The sequence below is a fragment of the Nonomuraea recticatena genome (assembly GCF_039533245.1).
GTDB classification, from domain to species: domain Bacteria; phylum Actinomycetota; class Actinomycetes; order Streptosporangiales; family Streptosporangiaceae; genus Nonomuraea; species Nonomuraea roseola.
The window spans coordinates 39,660-57,085 of sequence record NZ_BAAATE010000022.1; the positions used below are offsets into that span (position 1 = coordinate 39,660).

Consider the following 17,426-nt stretch of genomic DNA (forward strand, 5'->3'; position numbering starts at 1 on the left):
CCGTGCAGACGACTTCAGAAACCGACAGTCGTCCCGAAACCACCCTCTCGCTTCTTGAGTTTAGGGACGGTTTTAGGGACGATGGTCGGAGTGAACGCCCCCACCGTCACCGAGACGAAACCGCACGGCCCGGCCAACGCGATCCGGATCGGCTACGCCCGCGTCTCCACCCGCGCCCAAGACCACCTGTCGCAGATGCAGGCCCTCGAAGGCGCGCACTGCCGCGAGATCGTCGAAGAGACCGCCAGCACCCGCAAAGACCGGCCCAAGCTGCGCGCCACCATCGAGCGGATGCACCCCGGCGACACCCTGGTCATCTACAAACCCGACCGCATCGCCCGCAGCATGAAGGAGCTGCTGGTCTTCCTCGAAGACGAGCTCGCCCCGCGAGGCATCAACCTTCAGATCCTGTCCGGCATCTGCGCCGGCCTGCACCGGCCCAACGGGCAAACCATCGCCGACAAGATGCTGTTCATGGTCGCCGCCATGGCCGCCGAGATGGCACGCGACCTGATCAGCGAGCGCACCCTGGACGGCCTGGCCGCCGCCCGCGCCCACGGCCGCACCGGAGGCCGGCCCCCCGCACTCGATGCGGACAAGCTGGCCGCCGCCCGCGCCCGCCAGGCCCGCGGTGAGTCCATCACCGCCATCGCCAAGCACCTCGGTGTCGGCCGCTCCACCCTGTACCGGGCCCTGGAGGAGGAAGACCGGCCCGCCGCGGCGACAACGAAGCAGCCCGCGCCCATACCCTCGAAGGCAGAGGACGAAGCGTGCGACGCCGCCACCTACGCCATGGCCACCGCACTGCAGGAGCGGCGTCCGGCCGCCTACCGCGCCATCATGGACGACCTCACAGAGACCGAACACGACCAGGTCAACAAGGCGTGCGTCCGCGCGGCCGCCCGCCGCGACCGCGACTAGGCCCTCCGCTCCCGAAGATGTCCCCAGCCGCCATGCTGCTGGCTGCGTGGCGCTTCTGCTTGATCGTGTTCCTGTCGGAGACAGTCGGGCGGAGGGCGGATTCGGGTGCGTCGGGAGTGGGGGCCGGAAGAGCTGATCGCGGCGTGGACGCTGCTGGACGGCGACTGGGAACGGGTGGGGAACAAGACGGGGGCGACCCGTCTCGGGTTCGGCCTGATGCTGACCGCGATGGTGCTGGTGGTCGCCCCGATCGCGGGCCGCTTCTCCGACCGCCCGCCCGTTCATCGTGGGCGGTCTGCTTCTCATGGCGGCAGGCCTGGCCTGGCTCGGTGCGGTGGCCGGCGCGGACACCGGGGTACCTCGTCCTGCTGGCGCCGCTGGCATTCGGTGGCATCGGAATCGCCGTGAGCCTGCCGAGCACGATCAATGTGGCTCTCAGCTCGGCGCCCATGGAGGACATGGGTGTCGCCTCCGGTGCCAACAACGCCATGCGGGAGCTCGGAGGTGTCTTCGGCGTTGCCTTCCTCGGCGCGATGTTCGCGGCGAACCGCGGCTACGCCACGCCGGCGGCGGCCATCGACGGGTTTCGGGCGGCGCTGTTCCTGGGCGGTGCGATGGCCCTCGTCGGCATGATCATCGCAATGTTCGCGCCTGGCCGCCGCCCAGGCGAGGCAGCGACTCCGGCAGCCCCGGAACCGAAGGTCGCGAAGGCCGGCGGATGAAGGCGCTGCCCTGTGCGGAGAGCGCTGGAAGCCTTGTCCCGGCCGGTGAAGGCGATGCTGTCGGCGACGACGGTGACGGTCTGGGCGGCGGCTTGACGCTCGATGGCCTGAGCGGCGGTGGCGAGGGCGGCGGCCCGGTGGGGCCGCTCGTCGTGAACGTTTGTCACACGGTCGTCTTCCCGGTGATCTACTGATTGCCCTCGGCGGCCGAGATGTCGGCCAGGGCGGAGTCGGAATCGCGTTCGATCGCCAAGTCTCCGATGCTCACGATGCCGACGGCCCGTTCGTCTTGCACCACCGGCACCCGGCGGATGGCGGCCGAGCGCATCAGCTGCACCAGCTGCGCGATGCTCGTATCCGGCCCCACACTGGTGAGGTCGCCGCTGTAGGCGTCCGCCACCGGGGTGTCGGGGCCTTTGTCGGCCGCCACGACCCTGATGGCGATGTCGCGGTCGGTGATGATGCCGCTGACGCGGCCGTCCTCGGTCACGATCACGGCGCCGGTGTCGTGATCGAGCATGAGGCGGGCCGCCGCGGAGACGGGCTGTGCGGCCTCGATGGTTTGCGGATCGGCGGTCATCACGTCGGCTACGGTCTTGGCCATGTCATCCCCCTGAAGTGGTGTTTCCCGATGCCCTACCCGATGACCGCCACCGCATGTGGCCCCCGCGGGCCTGCCACCGAGGTTACGGCGGAAAAGGGCCGCCAGCCTCTGTCACCGCAGGCCAAAAGCCGCTGCAGTTTCTTGCGCACCTTGCGTCTGGGGTGTGGCATGAGGGGCGGCGTACAGTGAGACCACGGCACCGTGCCAGTCGCGCGGCTTGTGCGCTGGCGACACCCACCCCCGTCGTTGGGCGAGGCCTCCATGACCGTTTTACACGTGGACCTTCTCCGCCATCCCGACCGGCCGGTGATGCACCTGGTCGGCGAACTCGACATCACCGCGCTACCCGTCCTGCGCCGAGCCGTCGACGCCGCATTGGCCGCCCAGCCCGCGACGTTGGAGGTCGACGTCGCTGCGCTGACCTTCTGCGACTCCAGCGGCCTTCAAGGCCTGCTCCAGGTCCAGCACGCCGCCGACCAGAACGGCGCAGCGCTGCGCCTGACCCACGTCCAGGGCCAGCTGCACCGCGTGCTGAGGCTCACCCGCCTCGAGGCGGCCTTCGACATCGCGCCCGCCGCGACCACCTGACTCTGTGCCGCCGTTTGGCGGGCTGGGGACATGTTCGGGAGTGCTGACCGGCTGGCGCTCAGCGGGAGTTTCAACAGACTCCGATGCCTGCGCGAAGCGGCCGCACCTGCACGTCGGCCATGGCCTGGACTCCACGGTTGAGCGTCGCCGGGTCGATTTCGGCGTGGTAGGCGCGGATGACGCCACGCCGGGTCAGCGCACGTCGTTGCCGCGGTCGCGTACGAGCGCCGGGGGCGGTCGCGCGGCGCTCAACAAGGGCAAACAGCCGTCGTCACCGTATCTGGCGCCGAAATCCGGTCTGATACTCCCCGGACACCTACCTGCGCCGGCGTGGGAGTCGCTGCACGATTCCAGACAAGACCCACCGGTCGGCAACCGCACGAAGTGTGGCTCGCGCGGTGGTCGGCCTTGTCGCGGCAAGCAACGAGTGGCTATGACGGGCAGGTCACGCCCGTGGCAAGGCAAGCTCATAGCGGCTCACCCAGGTGACCAGGCCGTCCTCCAACCGCTGACCAGGAGCCCCACCCACCGGTACGTCTCCGCGGTGCTCGAAGCCGCGCGCCTCGTAGTAGGCACGCAGCCGATCATTGGACTTCACGCAGTCCAGCCGCAGGTACTTGGCGGCCCGCTGCTGTGCGGCGTTGGCTGCCCAGTCGAGAATGCAGACCCCGAGCCCCGACGCCCATCGGCGCACGGCCATGCGGTGCACGTATCCCGCCGCGTCGGCATCCGTCCACAGGGGATCCGACCAGTCCATGGTGACCGTCCCGGCGACCTTGTCCCCCGTTGTCACCAGCCACGTCTCGCCGCGCAAAATGGCTTCCTCAACCCATGCGGCCTCGAAATGCGCAGGCCACTGGCTGATTCCACATGTGTTGAGCCATTGCGCCGCCTCATCGAGCACGCTCAGCACCTCGCCCATACGGTCGACGCCAACGCGCTGGAAGACGACCTCCTTGCCATCCCCATCAGCTGTCATGGCATGAATGATCGCACCACGTCCGATACACGCCCACGTGTGCTTGGAGCGATCAGGTCAGAACGGGCTCGGATTCCTTCCGGAGCGCGCCGGACGGCAGGTCGCGGTGGGTGAACATGTCGATCAGCACCTGGACCGGCATGTCGGCCTCAGCCGGATGGCGGAAGTGCTGATCAGGTCTGATCTGGTAGTGGTTGCGACGCCCGACCCGGATGCGCTCCAGGTAGCCGGCCTCCACCAGATCGGCCACGATGCCCTGAGCCGCTCGCTCGGTGATGCCGATCTTGGCCGCCATGTCGCGCATGCGCACGTGGGGATCCGCCGCGACCGCCAACAGCACGCGGGCGTGGTTGGTCAGGAACGTCCAAGCGGAGCGTCGATCGGCAGCGTTGTCCATCGTCTGGCGAGTATATCGAAGGCGATCCTGACGCACGAAGCTTGTAAGGCGAAAAGTTTTTCCGGTAATCTTTTTACGGAATTGGAGTGACGTCGCGGCTCGCATGGACCAGCGAGCCGTTGTCGATCAAAGGAACATGATGCCGCTCAGATCAGGTGCCGTGATGTCGCGCGGCGACGGCCCGCTGGAGGAGTTGCCCAAGTTCGCCGACGGAAACGCCCCTGAGCAGCTCGCGCCCGAGCGAGCCCGACCCGAGCAACTGCTGTACGTCGATCGGATGCTGCGCATCACCTGCACCGTGACGCCGGCCTCGTCGGTGATCTGGCTCGCCGGCGAGATCGACGCCACCAACAGCCGGGCCATGCTGTCCATCCTGACCCAGGCCCGCCGCATCGACGAGCGGCTCATCCTCGACCTCGGCGCCGTCACCTTCGCCGACATCTCCGCCATCAAGGCGCTGACCGCCTTCACCGCCGATCACACGCTCCATGTCCGCAACACACCACGACAGATGGCCAGGCTGATGAGCCTGCTGAGCCTTCCCCCCTTCGACTGACCCGCGTCATGACTCACCGCCCTCGCGGCGCGGGAAGACGAACGTCGCCGCCCACGTCTGAGCACGCCTAAGCGGGCGTGTGTCCCTCTTCCTGGGCGTTTGAGAAGGTCATTCGTGTTCGGGGTGACGGCATGACGACGTAGCCGGTCTCGCCAGAGTGGTCGGCGATGGTCCAGGGCGCGGATGGCGTGAGGGGCGCTCGCAGGGGTAGGGCGCCCGGTGGCCGTTCCCCGATGGGTCGTGACGCTCTCGACGCTCGTCGCCCTGACCGGCTGCTCCGGTCCCAGCGACGCCGACACGGTGTACTGCTTCGCTTCCCAGCGCCAGGCCGAGATGATCTCCGCGATCAGGGTGTTCGAGCCCTCGGTCGCCTCAGCGCAGGGCATACTGCTGGAAGATGGCACCCCGGTCAGCCTGCAGACCTGGCGCGCCAAGCATCCGGCGACCTTCGACCGGGCCTGCGCGGCACTCAACGCGAACGCCGCGCGTAGCGGGCCCTCGCTGCTGGCGATGGCGCTGTCCGGCCTGGCCGGCGCGGCGATCGCCCTGCTGGCCTCCTGGCTGTGGCGCAGGCAATCCTTCCACCGCGAACACCCCTGACGGTCGCCGTCCCCTCCCCTTCCCAGGAGCGCTCAGCTGAGCCGCGCCGCCCCACCCGTAGTACGGCCAGGCCACGTTGCACCTCCCTGCTGCTCGACCGGGTTGCCGGCCGGCCACTGGCCGGGAGCCCACCCCGACGAGGCCTGAGATCCGGCTTCTTGACGGGAGCGGAGGGATCGCGTCGCCACCATCAACGATCAACCGGATTGTGCAGGTGCTCTCTCGTGCTCACGTCACGGCACCGGAAGCTCCTCCCCCGCCCACCGGCGAGCGGGACGACGAGCCGCCTGCAGACCGGCCCCCATCGTTTTCGGACAGCGGCCGAGAGGCTCTCAGGACACCGCGCTCCGGCGCGCCGTGCATCACACAGGGCGCCCGCTTGGACCGGTCCATATGCGAGTCCACCGAACCCGGCCTAGCATCCCCCGGGTCAGAGGCCGCCGTCGCGAAGCCAAGGCCACGGACCGCGGCGGCGGCCCATTGCCCATCCGGCAAGTCAGAGGAGCAACGTGACGATTCTAGTGACGGGCGCGACCGGCAACATCGGCCGTCGCGTGGTGGACGGGCTGGTGGGAGCCGGCCAGCGGGTACGCGCCATGGTGCGCGACCCGCGGGCGGCCCACCTCCCCGATGGGGTGGAGCTGGTCCGCGGCGATTTCGAGCGGCCGGAGACCTGGCCGGATGTGCTGGACGGGGTCGAGCGGGTCTACCTGTTCCCGTTCGCCTACCACGTGCCCGAATCGGCCGACCTCGGCTTCGTCGAGCGGGCCTCGGCGGCCGGCGTACGCAGGTTCGTGGTCCACTCGGCCGCGGCGGCCGGATTCGCCCCGTCCGACGACCCGAGCGCGCTGGGGCGGCACCTGGAGGAGGAGCGGGCGGCCCATCGCGGGCTGGAGCTGATGGTCGAGGCCACCGGCAAGGAGTGGACCCACGTGCGTCCCGGCCTGCTCGCCGCCAATGCCCTCGGCTGGGCGGAGCGGATCCGCACCGAGCGCACGGTACGCGAGCCGTACGGCCGGTCCGGTTACCCTCTGGTCCACGAGGCGGACGTCGCCGAGGTAGCAGTGGCCGCGCTGCTGACGGACGACCACCTCGGCGCGGCGTACACGATCACGGGCCCCGCCAAGGTCACCCAGGCCGAGCAGGCGGCGGCGATCGGCGCCGCCATCGGGGCGGACGTCCGCTTCGAGGAGCTGACCCCGGCGCAGGCCCGCGCTCAGTGGCTCGCGGACGGCTGCCCACCGGACGTCGCCGACTGGCTGATCGAGCTGCTGGCCGATGCGCTCGACGGGCCCGGCGCGCTGCCGCCGACCGGCACGTACGAGGAGCTCACCGGCCGCCCGCCGCGCGCGTTCACCCGGTGGGCCCGCGACCACGCGGCGGACTTCATGGAGGTGGCATGACGATTCTGGCCCCGGGGCAACCGGAGTCGTAGGCCCGCTGGTCGCGGAGCTGTTAAAGGCCGACGCCACGTCGGGGCCCTGACCCGCCGCCCCACCGCGACCCTTCCCCGCGAGGTCGCATGAAGGCGGCGTGGACCGTCCGACGGGCGGGGAGCGGCTGTACCTGTCCCCCGGGCCCCGGACGGTTTACGAGGTCGTCGCGCAGGCGGTCACCCAGCCCACCCACGAGGTCGGCGTCGCCGCCACGGCCATTGATCGAGGACGGCCACGCGAGCCAGACTGGCTGAAGGGCCGGAGGCGCTCATCCTCGTCGAGCAGTCGGGGGCGATCGGGGAGCAGGCGCGGTTCGAGGAGCAGGATCCGGCGGCGACGCGGGAGCAGTGCGGGACAGATATCCGGCCGAGGTGGACGCGACGCCACAGACCAGACAGCGGACGTGCCAGGCTCCACCCGGCGACCACCACAAGCCCTGCCGTCAAGCGCGCAAGAGCGCCTGTCAGCAGCCAACCTGACCGCGACCAACGAGCCATCACCGAATGAGAGGGAATCACCCGTGACCACCGACGACTCCCAGGCTGCCGCCAAGCTCCGGGCAACCATGGTGAGCGAGCTGCACGATCTGGGAGCCATTCGGTCGGAGTCGGTGGCAGCGGCCGTCGCCACCGTGCCTCGGCATCTGTTCGCGCCGGGTGCGCCACTGGAGGACGCCTACGCCGCCGACAACCCTCTGGTGATCAAACGCGACGTCAACGGCAAGGCCCTGAGCTCCATGTCGGCCGCCCACATTCAGGTCGTGATGCTGGAGCAGGCCGACATCGAAGCCGGCATGCGGGCGCTGGAGATCGGGTCTGGCGGCTACAACGCCGCTCTGCTGGCCGAGATCGTCGGTGAGCAGGGTCGCGTCACCACCGTGGACATCGATCCGGAGATCGTCGAGCGTGCCGGCTCATGCCTGCGCTCGACAGGCTACGACCACGTCGACGTGGTCCTGGCCGACGCCGAGGAAGGCGTGCCCGCGAACGCCCCGTACGACCGGATCATCGTCACGGCTGGGGCGTGGGACATCCCGCCCGCGTGGCTGGAGCAGCTCCGTCCGGACGGCCGCATCGTCGTCCCGCTGCGACTGAAAGGGGTGACCCGCACGATCGCGTTCGACCGCGACGGCGAGGGCGGTCTGATCAGCCGCAGCTACGGCCTGTGCGGCTTCGTGCCGTTTCAGGGCGCTGGCTCCCACACCGAGCGGCTGGTCGCGATCGACGACGGGGTGTCGGTGCGCCTCGACGACCACACCCAGCAGGTCGACGTGGCGGCGTTGCGGCAGGCGCTGCATTCTCCGGGCATCGAGCGCTGGTCCGGAGCGGCCTTCGATCTGCCGGACGAGCTGGAGCTGTTCCTTCTCACCAGCGACCCGCACATGGCCACGCTGCTCGCCGATCAGGAGCGCATCGACCAGAAACTACTCGCCGGCTCAACGGGCCGCGGGGCACCCGTTCTGATCAGCGGCAGCAGCTTCGCTACAGGACGAGCCGGGAGAACGAGGAGACGGGCGGATACGAGACCGGTGTCATCGCGCACGCGCCTTCGGACGAGCAGATCGCCGACCGCTACGTGGAGTCGCTGCGGCGCTGGGCGCGCGAGCACCGCCGTCGCGGCGCCGCGACCATCCGCTACCTCCCGAAATCCGCAGCCGTCCCGGCACCGTCCAGCGGGTTGATCATCAAGAGGCACGGAGCCGTTGTTGTGTCCTGGCCGTAGAGACCACCGCGCTTCCCTCCGGTCGAGCCGGTCAGCAGGGAGAAACGGGAGGACTCCACCCTCACAAAGGTTCCGCCCGTCATGTTCATGCGGGCGTTTCTGGGTGGATTCGTTCAGATTTTGTTGTCGGCCGGGTCAGGCGTCGCTCGGACCCGGCCGCCAGCCGACGCTCTGAGCCCACGTGTCGGCGCGCCGCACGATGTCCCAGACGAAGGGCTCCTTGGCATAGACATACTGTTGCCTGTCATCGCGGAACTTTCGCGCACATCGTCGCTTCGCCCGCGCGAACTCGGCCGCGGTGGCGGGGTGGGCGCGCAGGTAGTCGCGGAACAGTAGGGGCAACTGCTGGGAGAAGCTGCCGAGCTCGCGCACGTGAATGTGGGTGCGGCGGCCGCCTGGCGCCTCGCGGAAGTATCGTTTGGTCAGTTCGGGGTTGTCCGCCCGATACACCAGGCCGAGCCGCTCCAGCGGAGCCCTGTAGGCATCCAGCGGCTCCAGCGAGCGTACCGAGATCTGGATGTCGATGACCGACTTGGCGGCCAGGCCGGGTACCGACGTCGAGCCGATGTGATCGACCCGCAGTGCGCCGTCACCGAGCGCCCCACGCAACGCTGTCCCGATCGCGGCGAACTCCGTCTGCCAAACCGGGTCATAGTCCATGATCTCGATTAGATCCCCCATGTCCTGATTGTCCACGGTGTCAGGCCACCTTCGCGCAGAGAAGATCAGTGACGAAGCGGGATCCGGCAACGGTCCTGATGCGGGCGTCGACCTCGCGCTCCGCTTCGACAGCATGGGGTTCTACCAGGACGACGGCGCCATCGCGCCGCAGTCATGCCCGGCATGCGGCTCATCGGCGCCTTCCACCACTGGCTGGGCGCACCATGGAGCACGCCCATCACGAACCCCGAACAGACCATAACAGAGCACGCGCTCTGTTATGGTCTGGGGTATGGCGCGGCCTCGTATTCACGACCCCGAACTGATCCTGGACACCGCGGAGCGGCTGGTGGCCGGCTCGGGGCCTGATGGCGTCACCATCCGGGGCCTGGCGGCGGCTACGGGGATGTCGAATGGGGCGATCTATCACTCGTTCGGGTCTTTGCCCACGCTGTTGGGGCGGGTCTGGCTGCGTGCGGCGAACGATTTCCTCGACCTACAGTCCACGCTGGTTGAGCAGGCTTTGAACACCGGGGGGCAGCCGGCCACGGCGGTGGTCGCGGCGGCCGACGCGCCTGCCGTTTTCGCGCTGCGCCGTCCAGCGGCGGCCCGGATGCTGATGGGCGTGCGCCGTGAGCAGCTTCTGGGGCCTGATCTGCCCGACCAGCTGGCCGCCGACCTGTTCGCGCTCGACCGGCGACTGCTGGCCCTGCTCTCGCAGCTGGCCCGCGGCATGTGGGACCGCGCAGATGCGGCCGCGGTCGCCGTCATCACGTTGTGCGTGGTCGACCTGCCCACCGCGGCGTTCCGGCGTTCCCTCATCGCCCCCGCTGCCGATGAGTCCATATCCGCGGCTACGCCCATCGACCCCGACAGTCGGCAGCGGCTGGAAGCCGCAGTCCGTGCCGTCCTGACCATCCCGCCGCCCGGCCATCCCTGCCGGAGGTCCTCCATCCCGACAACGAAGGATTGATCGATCATGCCTGAACTGCGCAACGACGGCCCCGTCTTCATCCTGGATCTCGGCGGGGACGAGAACCGGTTCTCTCCTGAGTGGATCACTGCCGTCCACGGCCACCTGGACGCCGTGGTCGATCACCCGGGCCCGGCCGCGCTCGTCACCACCGCCCACGGCAAGTTCTTCTCCAACGGCTTGGACCTGGACTGGCTCGGAGCCCACCCCGATGAACTGCTGCCCTACGTTGAGCGGGTCCAGGATCTTCTGGCCCGGGTGCTATCCCTGCCCGTCCCCACGGTCGCCGCCGTGAACGGTCACGCCTTCGGAGCCGGGACCATGCTCGCCCTGGCCCACGACTACCGGTTCATGCGCGCCGATCGCGGGTACTTCTGCCTGCCTGAAGTCGACATCAACATCCCCTTCACCCCCGGCATGGCCGCCCTCATCCAGGGCAAGCTCACCCCGGCCGCCGCCATCGCCTCCATGACCACCGGCCACCGGTTCAGCGCCCCCGAAGCCCGAGACCTGGGCCTGGTCGACGACGTCGCCGAGCTCGACCAGCTCATCGCCACCGCCGACGCCCGGGTCCGGCCCCTGGCCGGCAAGGACCGCACCACCCTGGCCGCGATCAAGACCACCATGTTCGCCTCCGCCCTGGCCGCACTGCGCGACACCCAGCCTGCGCCAGCGACCGCCTGACGCATCGGGCCGGCTGCTGACCACAGGGCGGGCCTGCCTCGATGGCACCATGCCGAACGAAGGGAATGCCGATGTTCTATGGCGGCGGGCAGGGCGACCATCTGGGCGGCGCCTACCGCCAGCCGCTGCAGCACGCTCTCGGAGCACGGCGCCCTGGGGCGAGGCCCATCTCACCGGCGGTCATACCCGCGGCGACAGCAGCCCGTAGACGCGGCCGCTTCGGCGGGCAGGGCTTACCGCATGATCACGACAGGTTCGGGGTCACCAGGGGATGACGCCGTCGTCCTCGAAGAACGAACCGGTCGGGCCGCCGTCGGGCAGCGCGGCGAGCCGGATCGCCGTGGCTGCGCCCTGCTCAGGGGTGCGGGGTCCGTGGAAGCCGGTGAAGTCGGTCGCGACCAGGCCTGGGCAGGCGGCGTTGATCAGGATGTTCGTACCGGCGAACTGCCGGGCGTACTGCACGGTGACGGCGTTGAGGAACGACTTCGACGGCGAGTAGGCCGCCATGATGGGGCCGATCTCGATGTCCGGGTCCGCCTGCCGGGTCAGGGAGGCGACGGCACTGGAGACGTTGACGATGCGGGGCGACGCCGAGCGCCGCAGCAGCGGCAGCATCGCGTTGGTCACCCGGATGACACCGATGACGTTGGTCTCCACGACCGTGCGGACCATGTCGAGGTCGAGCGTGGTCGGGTCCTGAGCCCACCCAGGCCCCGTCTCTCCTGAGATACCGGCGTTGTTCACCAGGACGTCCAGGCGCCCGGCCTGCCGTTCGATCAGGTCCGCGGCATCGGTGACGCTCTGGTCGCTGGTCACCTCCAGCGGCACCCCGAATGCGTCCACCCCGGCGGCGCGCAGCTTCTCAACGGCGCTCTCGCGCCGGGCCTCGTCGCGGGCTCCCACGCCCACCCGGTACCCGAGGGCGCCCAGCCCGGCGGCGATCTCGTACCCGATTCCCTTGTTCGCGCCGGTCACCAGCGCGATCTTCGTTTCGCTCATGCCGTCGATCTTCGCTCGCGGCCGAGCGGCGCCTCCAACACCGATACAGTGCTCTGTCATACCTGGCAGGTATCAGTGGAGGATGGTGTGGCCGTGGACACCTTGGAGACCCGCGAGTTGAGGTACTTCATGGCCGTCGCCGAGGAACTGCACTTCGGCCGCGCCGCCGAGCGCCTCGGCATGGCCCAGCCACCGCTGTCCCGGGCGATCCAGCAGCTCGAGCGGCGCCTCGGCGTCTCCCTGCTGGAACGTAACCGCCGTGGTGTCTCCCTGACCGGTGCCGGAGAGGTACTGCTGCAGGAGGGCCGCGCAGCCCTCGACGCGATCACCGCCGCCGCTCGCCGCACCCGTCGCGCCGGTGGCGCCGACAGACCAGGTGAACCCCGCCACCGCCTGGTGCTGGCGGTGAAGGCCGCCGCCTTTCACGAACTGCTGCAGAAGCTCCTCGACGCCTACGCGGCCGAGCCTGACGCCGCCGAGGTCGAGGTGCTACCGAGCGGCACGTGCGAGCAGGAAGAAATGCTGCGCGATGGCCGCGCTGATGTGGCGCTCATGCACGCGCCGTTCAACTCCCTCGCCGGGTTCGACAGCGAGGAACTGATGACCGAGGGGCAGATCGCGATCCTGCCCGCCGGGCACCCCCTCGCCGCGCACAAGACTCTGTCCCTGGCCGACGTCAGCGACATCCCCGATCTTCCGCTCGCCCGCTGGTCCCGCCACGGCACGTATCCACCCGGCCCAGGCCCCGAGATCCACGACCAGACGCAGCTGGCCCAGCTGATCGCCCTCGGACGCACTGTAGCCGTCTTCCCCGACTCCGCCCGCGCCTGGCTATGGGCCGAGCACACCGCCGTCCCCTTGACCGACGCACCCCCCGTCGTCACCCACATCGCCTGGCCCGCGCACAGCCGCTCCCTCGCCCTCGCCGGGCTGATCCGCACGGCGACACAGCTCTGACGCTCTCCTGACCCGCCTGACTCAAGCGCAAGGCCGGACGCGAGACGAACTCCCGCCCGGTGATCGCCGATGCCGCCGACTGAGAACATCCCCGCCACCCGGGCGTGGCCACCGATCCCACGGGCGCCAATTCTGAGCGATGGGGTCAGTGCTCGGCGAAGAACTCCAGCACCGCCGCGCCAATCTGGTCGCCGGCCGCAATCGCACCACCATGCGCATGGCCGGCGATCTCAGCGAAGCGGCCCTGTGGCATCACCGCCGCCGCCAGGCGTCCCCCGCGCGGCGGGAACGGCAGGTCATGCTCCAGTGCCAGCACCAGCGCCGGGACGCCGATGCGCGGCCAGCGGGCGGCGTGATCGACATCCAGCATCCACTCGATGCAAGCCAGGTACTGGCCGCGATCGCCCGGCGTGCTCCGAGCCTGCGCCCAGCCCAGATGCGCCATCACCCCGGTCGCGTCGGCGGCCAGGTCGGCGATCGCGTACCCGCCCAGCGGCGCCGAGGACTCCCCGGTGCGCGCGGGTCCACGGCCGCCACCTGGTAGCCCGCCTCTACCAGGGCGGGCAGCTGCATCATCGTCCACACCCCGCGCGGCATGCTGGTGCCGCCCAGCAGCAGCACCGGCTCACCATCGACAGGGCCGTGCAGCTCGTACCCGGCTGCCACCCCTTCGACCTCCGCGACCGCCACGTCCTTCTCCCTCACCGTCAGGACAGCACCACCTGAGGTGATCAACGACACTCGCACGGCGATCGTTTCCCAGCCAGCGACCGGCTGCGCGGAAGGCACTACCTGGGCCTGCACCTCCCACTCCAGCGGCGGCCGGCGGCGCTGCACCGCCACGAACCCCACCCCGCGCGACTTCCACGCCCTCCCCATCACCCAGCGCAGCGGCGATGTCCGCCGCGGGCGCGTCCGCCGCACGCAGGGCCGGCGGGTGCGCCAGCGAAGGGTCAGCGGTGGCGGCTCGTCGCGGTCCTGGTGGCCTGCGGTTGAGCCGCAAAGGTGGCGGCGACCGTTGCGGCGTCCTCGCCAACCCAGCCGAGCAGGGCGGACCCGCGGTTGCGCTGGAAGGGCAGGCCGAGGTACGTCAGGCCAGGTATCGGGCTGATGCCGCCGGTGTGGAGAGGGAGCCCGCCGACCAGCGCGCCGGGGATGTGCATCCAGCGGTAGTCGGGACGGTAGCCGGTCGCCCAGATCACGGCCGACGGGGCGATGGTTTCTCCGGTGTCGCTGCGAAGCCGCCTGCCGTCGGCTGCGGTGATGCGGTCGACGACGCGGACGCCCAGGCGGCGCAGGTCGCGGGGTCCCAGGCCGATGAGGGGGTCGCGGTTGCGGACAAGGCGGCCGAGCCGGCCGGTGACCGGTGCGCGGACCAGGCCGAGAGCCTGAAGCCAGGTGAAGACGTCGGTGCCGCCGATGCGCTGGGGCAGCACGGGTCGCCGTTTGCCGAGGGCGAGGGTCACCGGGCGGGTGGCGGCCAGTTCGGCGGCGATCTGCACGCCGGAGTTGCCTCCGCCGACGACCAGCACGGGCCCGTCGGGCAGGTGTTCGGGGTTACGGTAGGCGGCGCTGTGCAGCGAGACGATCTCGGGCGGGATCGGCAGGTCGGGGATATGAGGCTGCTGGAACGGGCCGGTGGCGACCACGACGCCGTCGCCGGTGAAGGTGCCGTGGCTGGTGATCGCCTCGAAGCCTTCGTCCGGGGTCAGACGCAGCCCGGTCACCCTGGTGGCGAGGTGGACGGGCAATTCGAAGCGGGTCGCGTACGCCTGCAGGTAGTCGGCCACCTCGTCCTTGCCCGGGTAGCGGTTCTCCGGGCCGGGGAAGGACATGCCGGGCAGCGCGCTCAGGCGGGCGGGGGTGAACAGGCGCAGAGAGTCCCAGCGGCGTCGCCAGGACTCACCGAGCCGGGGGTGGGCGTCCAGCAGAAGCACGTCATGTCCGGCCAGGCGCAGCGCGCGGCCTGCCGCGAGCCCGGCCTGACCGGCGCCGATCACGATAATCACGAGACCAAGCCTGCCTACTGGAGCGGCGGCGGGGCTTGAACGAACCTGCTAAGAGGACGCCTCATCTGGCGAGGCGGCGGCGGACGAATGAGCGATCGCGCTGTGCTGTCGAGGCGGTCTGTACCAGTTGAGACCCTCGCCTTCTGCAATTGAGGGCTGTGCCGGCAGTGCTCGCCGACCGATAGGTTCTCTTCCATGCCGGACCGTGACGTCTCCCCGCAACGCGTGTCGCACATCGTCTTCACCGGGGAGTTGAGCCGGCGTATCCGTGAATGGGGGCGGGCTCAGGGACTGGGCGTCAACGAGCGGGGCCGTATCGCCTCCCAGATCATCGATGCCTTCTTCACGGCCAATCCCGACGCCCTCGCGGCAGCCGACCGTATCGAGCTGGTCCGTGCCACCGTCCGGAAGCCAGGTGACGGACGCGCAAGCCCCGACGACTACGCCTGGCAGGACGACCTGCGGACCCTGGGCCCCAGCTACACGCTCACCTTCGTCCAACACCCGGACGAGCGTGAGATCCTGCGCCGGTTCCGGGTCAAGCCGCAAGACATCGGGATGCTCACCGACGAGGACGTGGACGAGCGTATCCTGGCGACCGACGGCCGTGGTGACCTCGTCAGGGTGGTCAGTCTCGGAGAGTGGAACGTCGCGGTGGAGAAGTTCGGCTGGCAGGGGCGGGCCCACCAGGCACTCCGAGAGCTGTCGCGGGACGGTGGGCAGGCCATCGCGGTCAGCCGGCAGGACAACGCCAACCACCGCTTGTCCTATGCCGCCGACGGACAGGTCATCACTTCCTTCAACCCGGAGTTTCCCGGCATTCGCGAGGGTGTCGTCCCTGGCCATCTCGACGAGCACTTGCGTAAGCTCGGCATCGATCCGGCAGCCGACGATCAGATCGACAATCCTCTGCCCGCCGCTCTGGCCCTAGCCTCCTGGATCAGTGGTGTCATTTTCACTCCTGCCCACCTCAATGGGCCACTCCCTGGAGGCCGCGTCAGCTCCCCGTTCTCGGGCTGAGCATCCACCTGCCGCGCCCTCCTCCCTAGGTGCTCCCGTTTGCCTGCCACCGTCTGTGGCCGCTGAGCGTGTCGTGATGATGGTCGCTCGTTGCGGGCGGGCAAAGGGAGGAGCTGACAGGTCCGAATCCTGTCGACCGCGGCTGGTCGAAGATCCATATCATCACCGAACGGGCCGGTCTGCCGCTGTGGGTGGCGATTTCAGCAGCCAACACCCATGACAGTCTCGCCGTTGAGCCTCTGGTGAGGGTATCCCGACGGTACGGTCCCGACGTGGACGGCGCCGACTTCGTCCGAATAAGGTGCACGGCGACAAGGGCTATGACTACCCCCACGTGCGCCGCTTCCTGCATGGGCGTGGCATTACGTCGCGCATCGCCCGCCGCGGTGTGGAGTCCAGCCAGCGGATGGGCAGGCACCGATGGGCCGTCGAGCGCACGATGGCATGGTTAACGGCTGCCGCCGGCTACACCGCCGTACGAGCGCCGAGCCGACCATGTCGCGTCCTTTGTTGGTCTCGCAGCTGCGCTCCTTTGCTACCGCCGATATGCCGATGAGACTGTCTCTAAGACAGCCACCGCACGCCGTCGGCCAGGGCTGAGGGGGCGTCGCCCATCATGCGGCGCACGGTGCGGGTCAGGTGGGCGGCGTCGGCGAATCCGGCCGTGTGCGCGGCCTCGGTCAGCGAGGCGCCCTCCGACAGCGCCGCCAGGGCCGCGCGCAGGCGCGCCCAAAGCACATACGGCCGAAACGGCAGGCCGAACTCGCCGGTGAACAGGTGGGACAGCCTGCTCTGCGACAGGTGCACGCCGGTCGCGACGTCGCCGAGCCGCACCTGGGCGGGCAGCATTCTTTCGATGATCTGCGCTGCTTCGGTCAGCGCAGGATGACCTGGCCGTGGTGGTGCCGCCCCGGTCATGGCGGTGACCAGCGCGTGCAGCGAGGGCAGGTCACGCTGGGCGGGCACGTCCAGGTCGATGTGCCAGGCGGCGGCCGAGCCGGTTCGCGTCCGATCGAGCGCCGGCCCGGCATGGGCCGCCGGGTCGATCAGGGCGAGCAGCGCGTCGGCCGAGCCGCGGACGATCGCGTGCGGGGTGTTGGCCGGAATGAGCGCTGCTGTCATGGCGTGCTCGGCGCCGTCGGCGCCGGCCAGGATGAGATCGTCCCCGATCAGGAGTTGCACGGCGTGGTGGGAGTGCAGGCTGCCCGCGCCGATATGGCCGCCGTAGTACAGCCGGCCCGGCTTGATCGTCACCCAGCCTCGCCACCGGGGCGTGGGCAGCGGCATCAGCGCCTCCTTCGGAAGCTCAGGAGAAGACCAGGGAGAAACGGATGGGGGTAACGCCGCGCACGCGCCCGCAGAAAGGTCGGCTGAGCATGCAAGCCGTCCACCTCCAAGTGATCCACAAGCGGCCGCGCGCACAGTACGTGCCATGCATGCCAAGAAAATCACGCGGTCGGCGGTGTTGCTCGCCCTGGCGGCGGCGCTGGCCCTCCCGGGGGCCAGGCGCAGGCAGCCACGCCCACCCCGAAGAACACCGACTTCAACGGCGACGGCTACAACGACCTAGCCCTCGGCAGCCCGAACTACGCCGGCGAG

21 protein-coding genes and 2 pseudogenes are annotated in these 17,426 nt (G+C 69.7%); 14 read left to right on the top strand and 9 right to left on the bottom strand.

Features of this window, described 5'->3' with window-relative positions:
• Positions 1–90 precede the first annotated feature (90 nt).
• From ABFX50_RS33180 to ABFX50_RS33190, 3 genes are all read left to right on the top strand, one after another.
• Complete coding sequence (locus tag ABFX50_RS33180) at positions 91–921, top strand: recombinase family protein (protein WP_346151977.1); 831 nt, start codon at positions 91–93, stop codon at positions 919–921.
• Positions 922–1,325: 404 nt separating this feature from the next.
• Positions 1,326–1,643, top strand: coding sequence for an MFS transporter (locus tag ABFX50_RS33185; RefSeq protein WP_346151979.1), 318 nt, complete (start codon positions 1,326–1,328; stop codon positions 1,641–1,643).
• Positions 1,640–1,837 (top strand): hypothetical protein, encoded by a 198-nt coding sequence (locus ABFX50_RS33190; RefSeq protein ID WP_346151981.1) that lies wholly within the window; start codon positions 1,640–1,642, stop codon positions 1,835–1,837. The genes ABFX50_RS33185 and ABFX50_RS33190 overlap by 4 nt, the downstream gene beginning before the upstream one ends.
• Here ABFX50_RS33190 and ABFX50_RS33195 read toward each other — a convergent pair.
• Entirely contained in the window at positions 1,831–2,247 is a 417-nt protein-coding gene (locus ABFX50_RS33195; RefSeq protein ID WP_183660924.1) for a CBS domain-containing protein, read from the bottom strand. The two genes, ABFX50_RS33190 and ABFX50_RS33195, sit on opposite strands and share 7 nt — an antisense overlap.
• Positions 2,248–2,523: 276 nt before the next feature.
• Between ABFX50_RS33195 and ABFX50_RS33200 the strand changes: the two genes are divergently transcribed.
• Positions 2,524–2,835 carry an STAS domain-containing protein gene (locus ABFX50_RS33200; protein WP_346151984.1) on the top strand — a complete coding sequence of 104 codons (312 nt, stop codon included), beginning with the start codon at positions 2,524–2,526 and terminating at the stop codon, positions 2,833–2,835.
• Positions 2,836–3,280: 445 nt separating this feature from the next.
• Here the strand turns inward: ABFX50_RS33200 and ABFX50_RS33205 are convergent, their stop codons facing one another.
• Positions 3,281–3,814: a GNAT family N-acetyltransferase gene (locus ABFX50_RS33205; RefSeq protein ID WP_346151986.1), complete on the bottom strand. Its 534-nt coding sequence runs from the start codon at positions 3,812–3,814 to the stop codon at positions 3,281–3,283.
• Between the two features lie 52 nt (positions 3,815–3,866).
• The gene (locus ABFX50_RS33210; protein WP_346151988.1) at positions 3,867–4,211 is read right to left on the bottom strand and encodes a helix-turn-helix transcriptional regulator; all 345 of its coding nucleotides are present in this window, start codon (positions 4,209–4,211) and stop codon (positions 3,867–3,869) included.
• Positions 4,212–4,374: 163 nt separating this feature from the next.
• On the opposite strand from ABFX50_RS33210, the gene ABFX50_RS33215 reads away from it, so the two are divergent.
• From ABFX50_RS33215 to fxlM, 4 genes are all read left to right on the top strand, one after another.
• A complete protein-coding gene (locus ABFX50_RS33215) occupies positions 4,375–4,767 on the top strand; it encodes an STAS domain-containing protein (RefSeq protein ID WP_346151989.1) in 393 nt (130 codons plus the stop codon).
• Between the two features lie 219 nt (positions 4,768–4,986).
• The gene (locus ABFX50_RS33220) at positions 4,987–5,367 is read left to right on the top strand and encodes a hypothetical protein (protein ID WP_346151991.1); all 381 of its coding nucleotides are present in this window, start codon (positions 4,987–4,989) and stop codon (positions 5,365–5,367) included.
• 509 nt (positions 5,368–5,876) lie between these two features.
• Positions 5,877–6,770 carry an NAD(P)H-binding protein gene (locus ABFX50_RS33225; protein ID WP_346151993.1) on the top strand — a complete coding sequence of 298 codons (894 nt, stop codon included), beginning with the start codon at positions 5,877–5,879 and terminating at the stop codon, positions 6,768–6,770.
• 553 nt (positions 6,771–7,323) lie between these two features.
• The gene (gene fxlM / locus ABFX50_RS33230; RefSeq protein ID WP_346151995.1) at positions 7,324–8,484 is read left to right on the top strand and encodes a methyltransferase, FxLD system; all 1,161 of its coding nucleotides are present in this window, start codon (positions 7,324–7,326) and stop codon (positions 8,482–8,484) included.
• Positions 8,485–8,660: 176 nt separating this feature from the next.
• Here fxlM and ABFX50_RS33235 read toward each other — a convergent pair whose 3' ends face one another.
• On the bottom strand, positions 8,661–9,221 hold the full coding sequence (locus ABFX50_RS33235) for a GrpB family protein (RefSeq protein ID WP_346151997.1): 561 nt from the start codon (positions 9,219–9,221) through the stop codon (positions 8,661–8,663).
• Between the two features lie 256 nt (positions 9,222–9,477).
• On the opposite strand from ABFX50_RS33235, the gene ABFX50_RS33240 reads away from it, so the two are divergent.
• On the top strand, positions 9,478–10,158 hold the full coding sequence (locus ABFX50_RS33240) for a TetR/AcrR family transcriptional regulator (RefSeq protein ID WP_346151999.1): 681 nt from the start codon (positions 9,478–9,480) through the stop codon (positions 10,156–10,158).
• 6 nt (positions 10,159–10,164) lie between these two features.
• On the top strand, positions 10,165–10,842 hold the full coding sequence (locus ABFX50_RS33245; RefSeq protein WP_346152001.1) for an enoyl-CoA hydratase-related protein: 678 nt from the start codon (positions 10,165–10,167) through the stop codon (positions 10,840–10,842).
• 261 nt (positions 10,843–11,103) lie between these two features.
• On the opposite strand, the gene ABFX50_RS33250 is transcribed toward ABFX50_RS33245, so the two are convergent.
• Positions 11,104–11,841 (bottom strand): SDR family oxidoreductase, encoded by a 738-nt coding sequence (locus tag ABFX50_RS33250; protein WP_183660934.1) that lies wholly within the window; start codon positions 11,839–11,841, stop codon positions 11,104–11,106.
• Between the two features lie 93 nt (positions 11,842–11,934).
• Between ABFX50_RS33250 and ABFX50_RS33255 the strand changes: the two genes are divergently transcribed.
• Positions 11,935–12,798: a LysR family transcriptional regulator gene (locus ABFX50_RS33255; protein ID WP_346152003.1), complete on the top strand. Its 864-nt coding sequence runs from the start codon at positions 11,935–11,937 to the stop codon at positions 12,796–12,798.
• Between the two features lie 145 nt (positions 12,799–12,943).
• Here the strand turns inward: ABFX50_RS33255 and ABFX50_RS33260 are convergent, their stop codons facing one another.
• The 3 genes from ABFX50_RS33260 to ABFX50_RS33270 all read right to left on the bottom strand — a co-directional run bounded on the left by ABFX50_RS33260 (position 12,944) and on the right by ABFX50_RS33270 (position 14,807).
• Positions 12,944–13,243 carry an alpha/beta fold hydrolase gene (locus ABFX50_RS33260; RefSeq protein ID WP_346152005.1) on the bottom strand — a complete coding sequence of 100 codons (300 nt, stop codon included), beginning with the start codon at positions 13,241–13,243 and terminating at the stop codon, positions 12,944–12,946.
• Positions 13,243–13,641, bottom strand: coding sequence for a hypothetical protein (locus ABFX50_RS33265; RefSeq protein WP_346152007.1), 399 nt, complete (start codon positions 13,639–13,641; stop codon positions 13,243–13,245). Before ABFX50_RS33265 ends, ABFX50_RS33260 begins: the two co-directional genes overlap by 1 nt.
• A gap of 110 nt (positions 13,642–13,751) precedes the next feature.
• Positions 13,752–14,807, bottom strand: a complete 1,056-nt coding sequence (locus ABFX50_RS33270) for a flavin-containing monooxygenase (protein WP_346152008.1) — start codon at positions 14,805–14,807, stop codon at positions 13,752–13,754.
• A 195-nt stretch (positions 14,808–15,002) separates the two neighbouring features.
• Here ABFX50_RS33270 and ABFX50_RS33275 point away from each other — a divergent pair, with 195 nt between their 5' ends.
• Together ABFX50_RS33275 and ABFX50_RS33280 are read left to right on the top strand one after the other, a co-directional pair.
• Positions 15,003–15,827: a DUF6461 domain-containing protein gene (locus tag ABFX50_RS33275; protein ID WP_346152010.1), complete on the top strand. Its 825-nt coding sequence runs from the start codon at positions 15,003–15,005 to the stop codon at positions 15,825–15,827.
• Between the two features lie 93 nt (positions 15,828–15,920).
• Positions 15,921–16,372 (top strand): annotated as a pseudogene (locus tag ABFX50_RS33280) (IS5 family transposase); the annotation flags it as partial.
• 19 nt (positions 16,373–16,391) lie between these two features.
• Here ABFX50_RS33280 and ABFX50_RS33285 read toward each other — a convergent pair.
• Complete coding sequence (locus ABFX50_RS33285) at positions 16,392–17,114, bottom strand: helix-turn-helix domain-containing protein (RefSeq protein ID WP_346152012.1); 723 nt, start codon at positions 17,112–17,114, stop codon at positions 16,392–16,394.
• A gap of 255 nt (positions 17,115–17,369) precedes the next feature.
• Between ABFX50_RS33285 and ABFX50_RS51465 the strand changes: the two are divergent.
• Positions 17,370–17,426, top strand: a pseudogene (locus ABFX50_RS51465) (hypothetical protein); the annotation flags it as partial.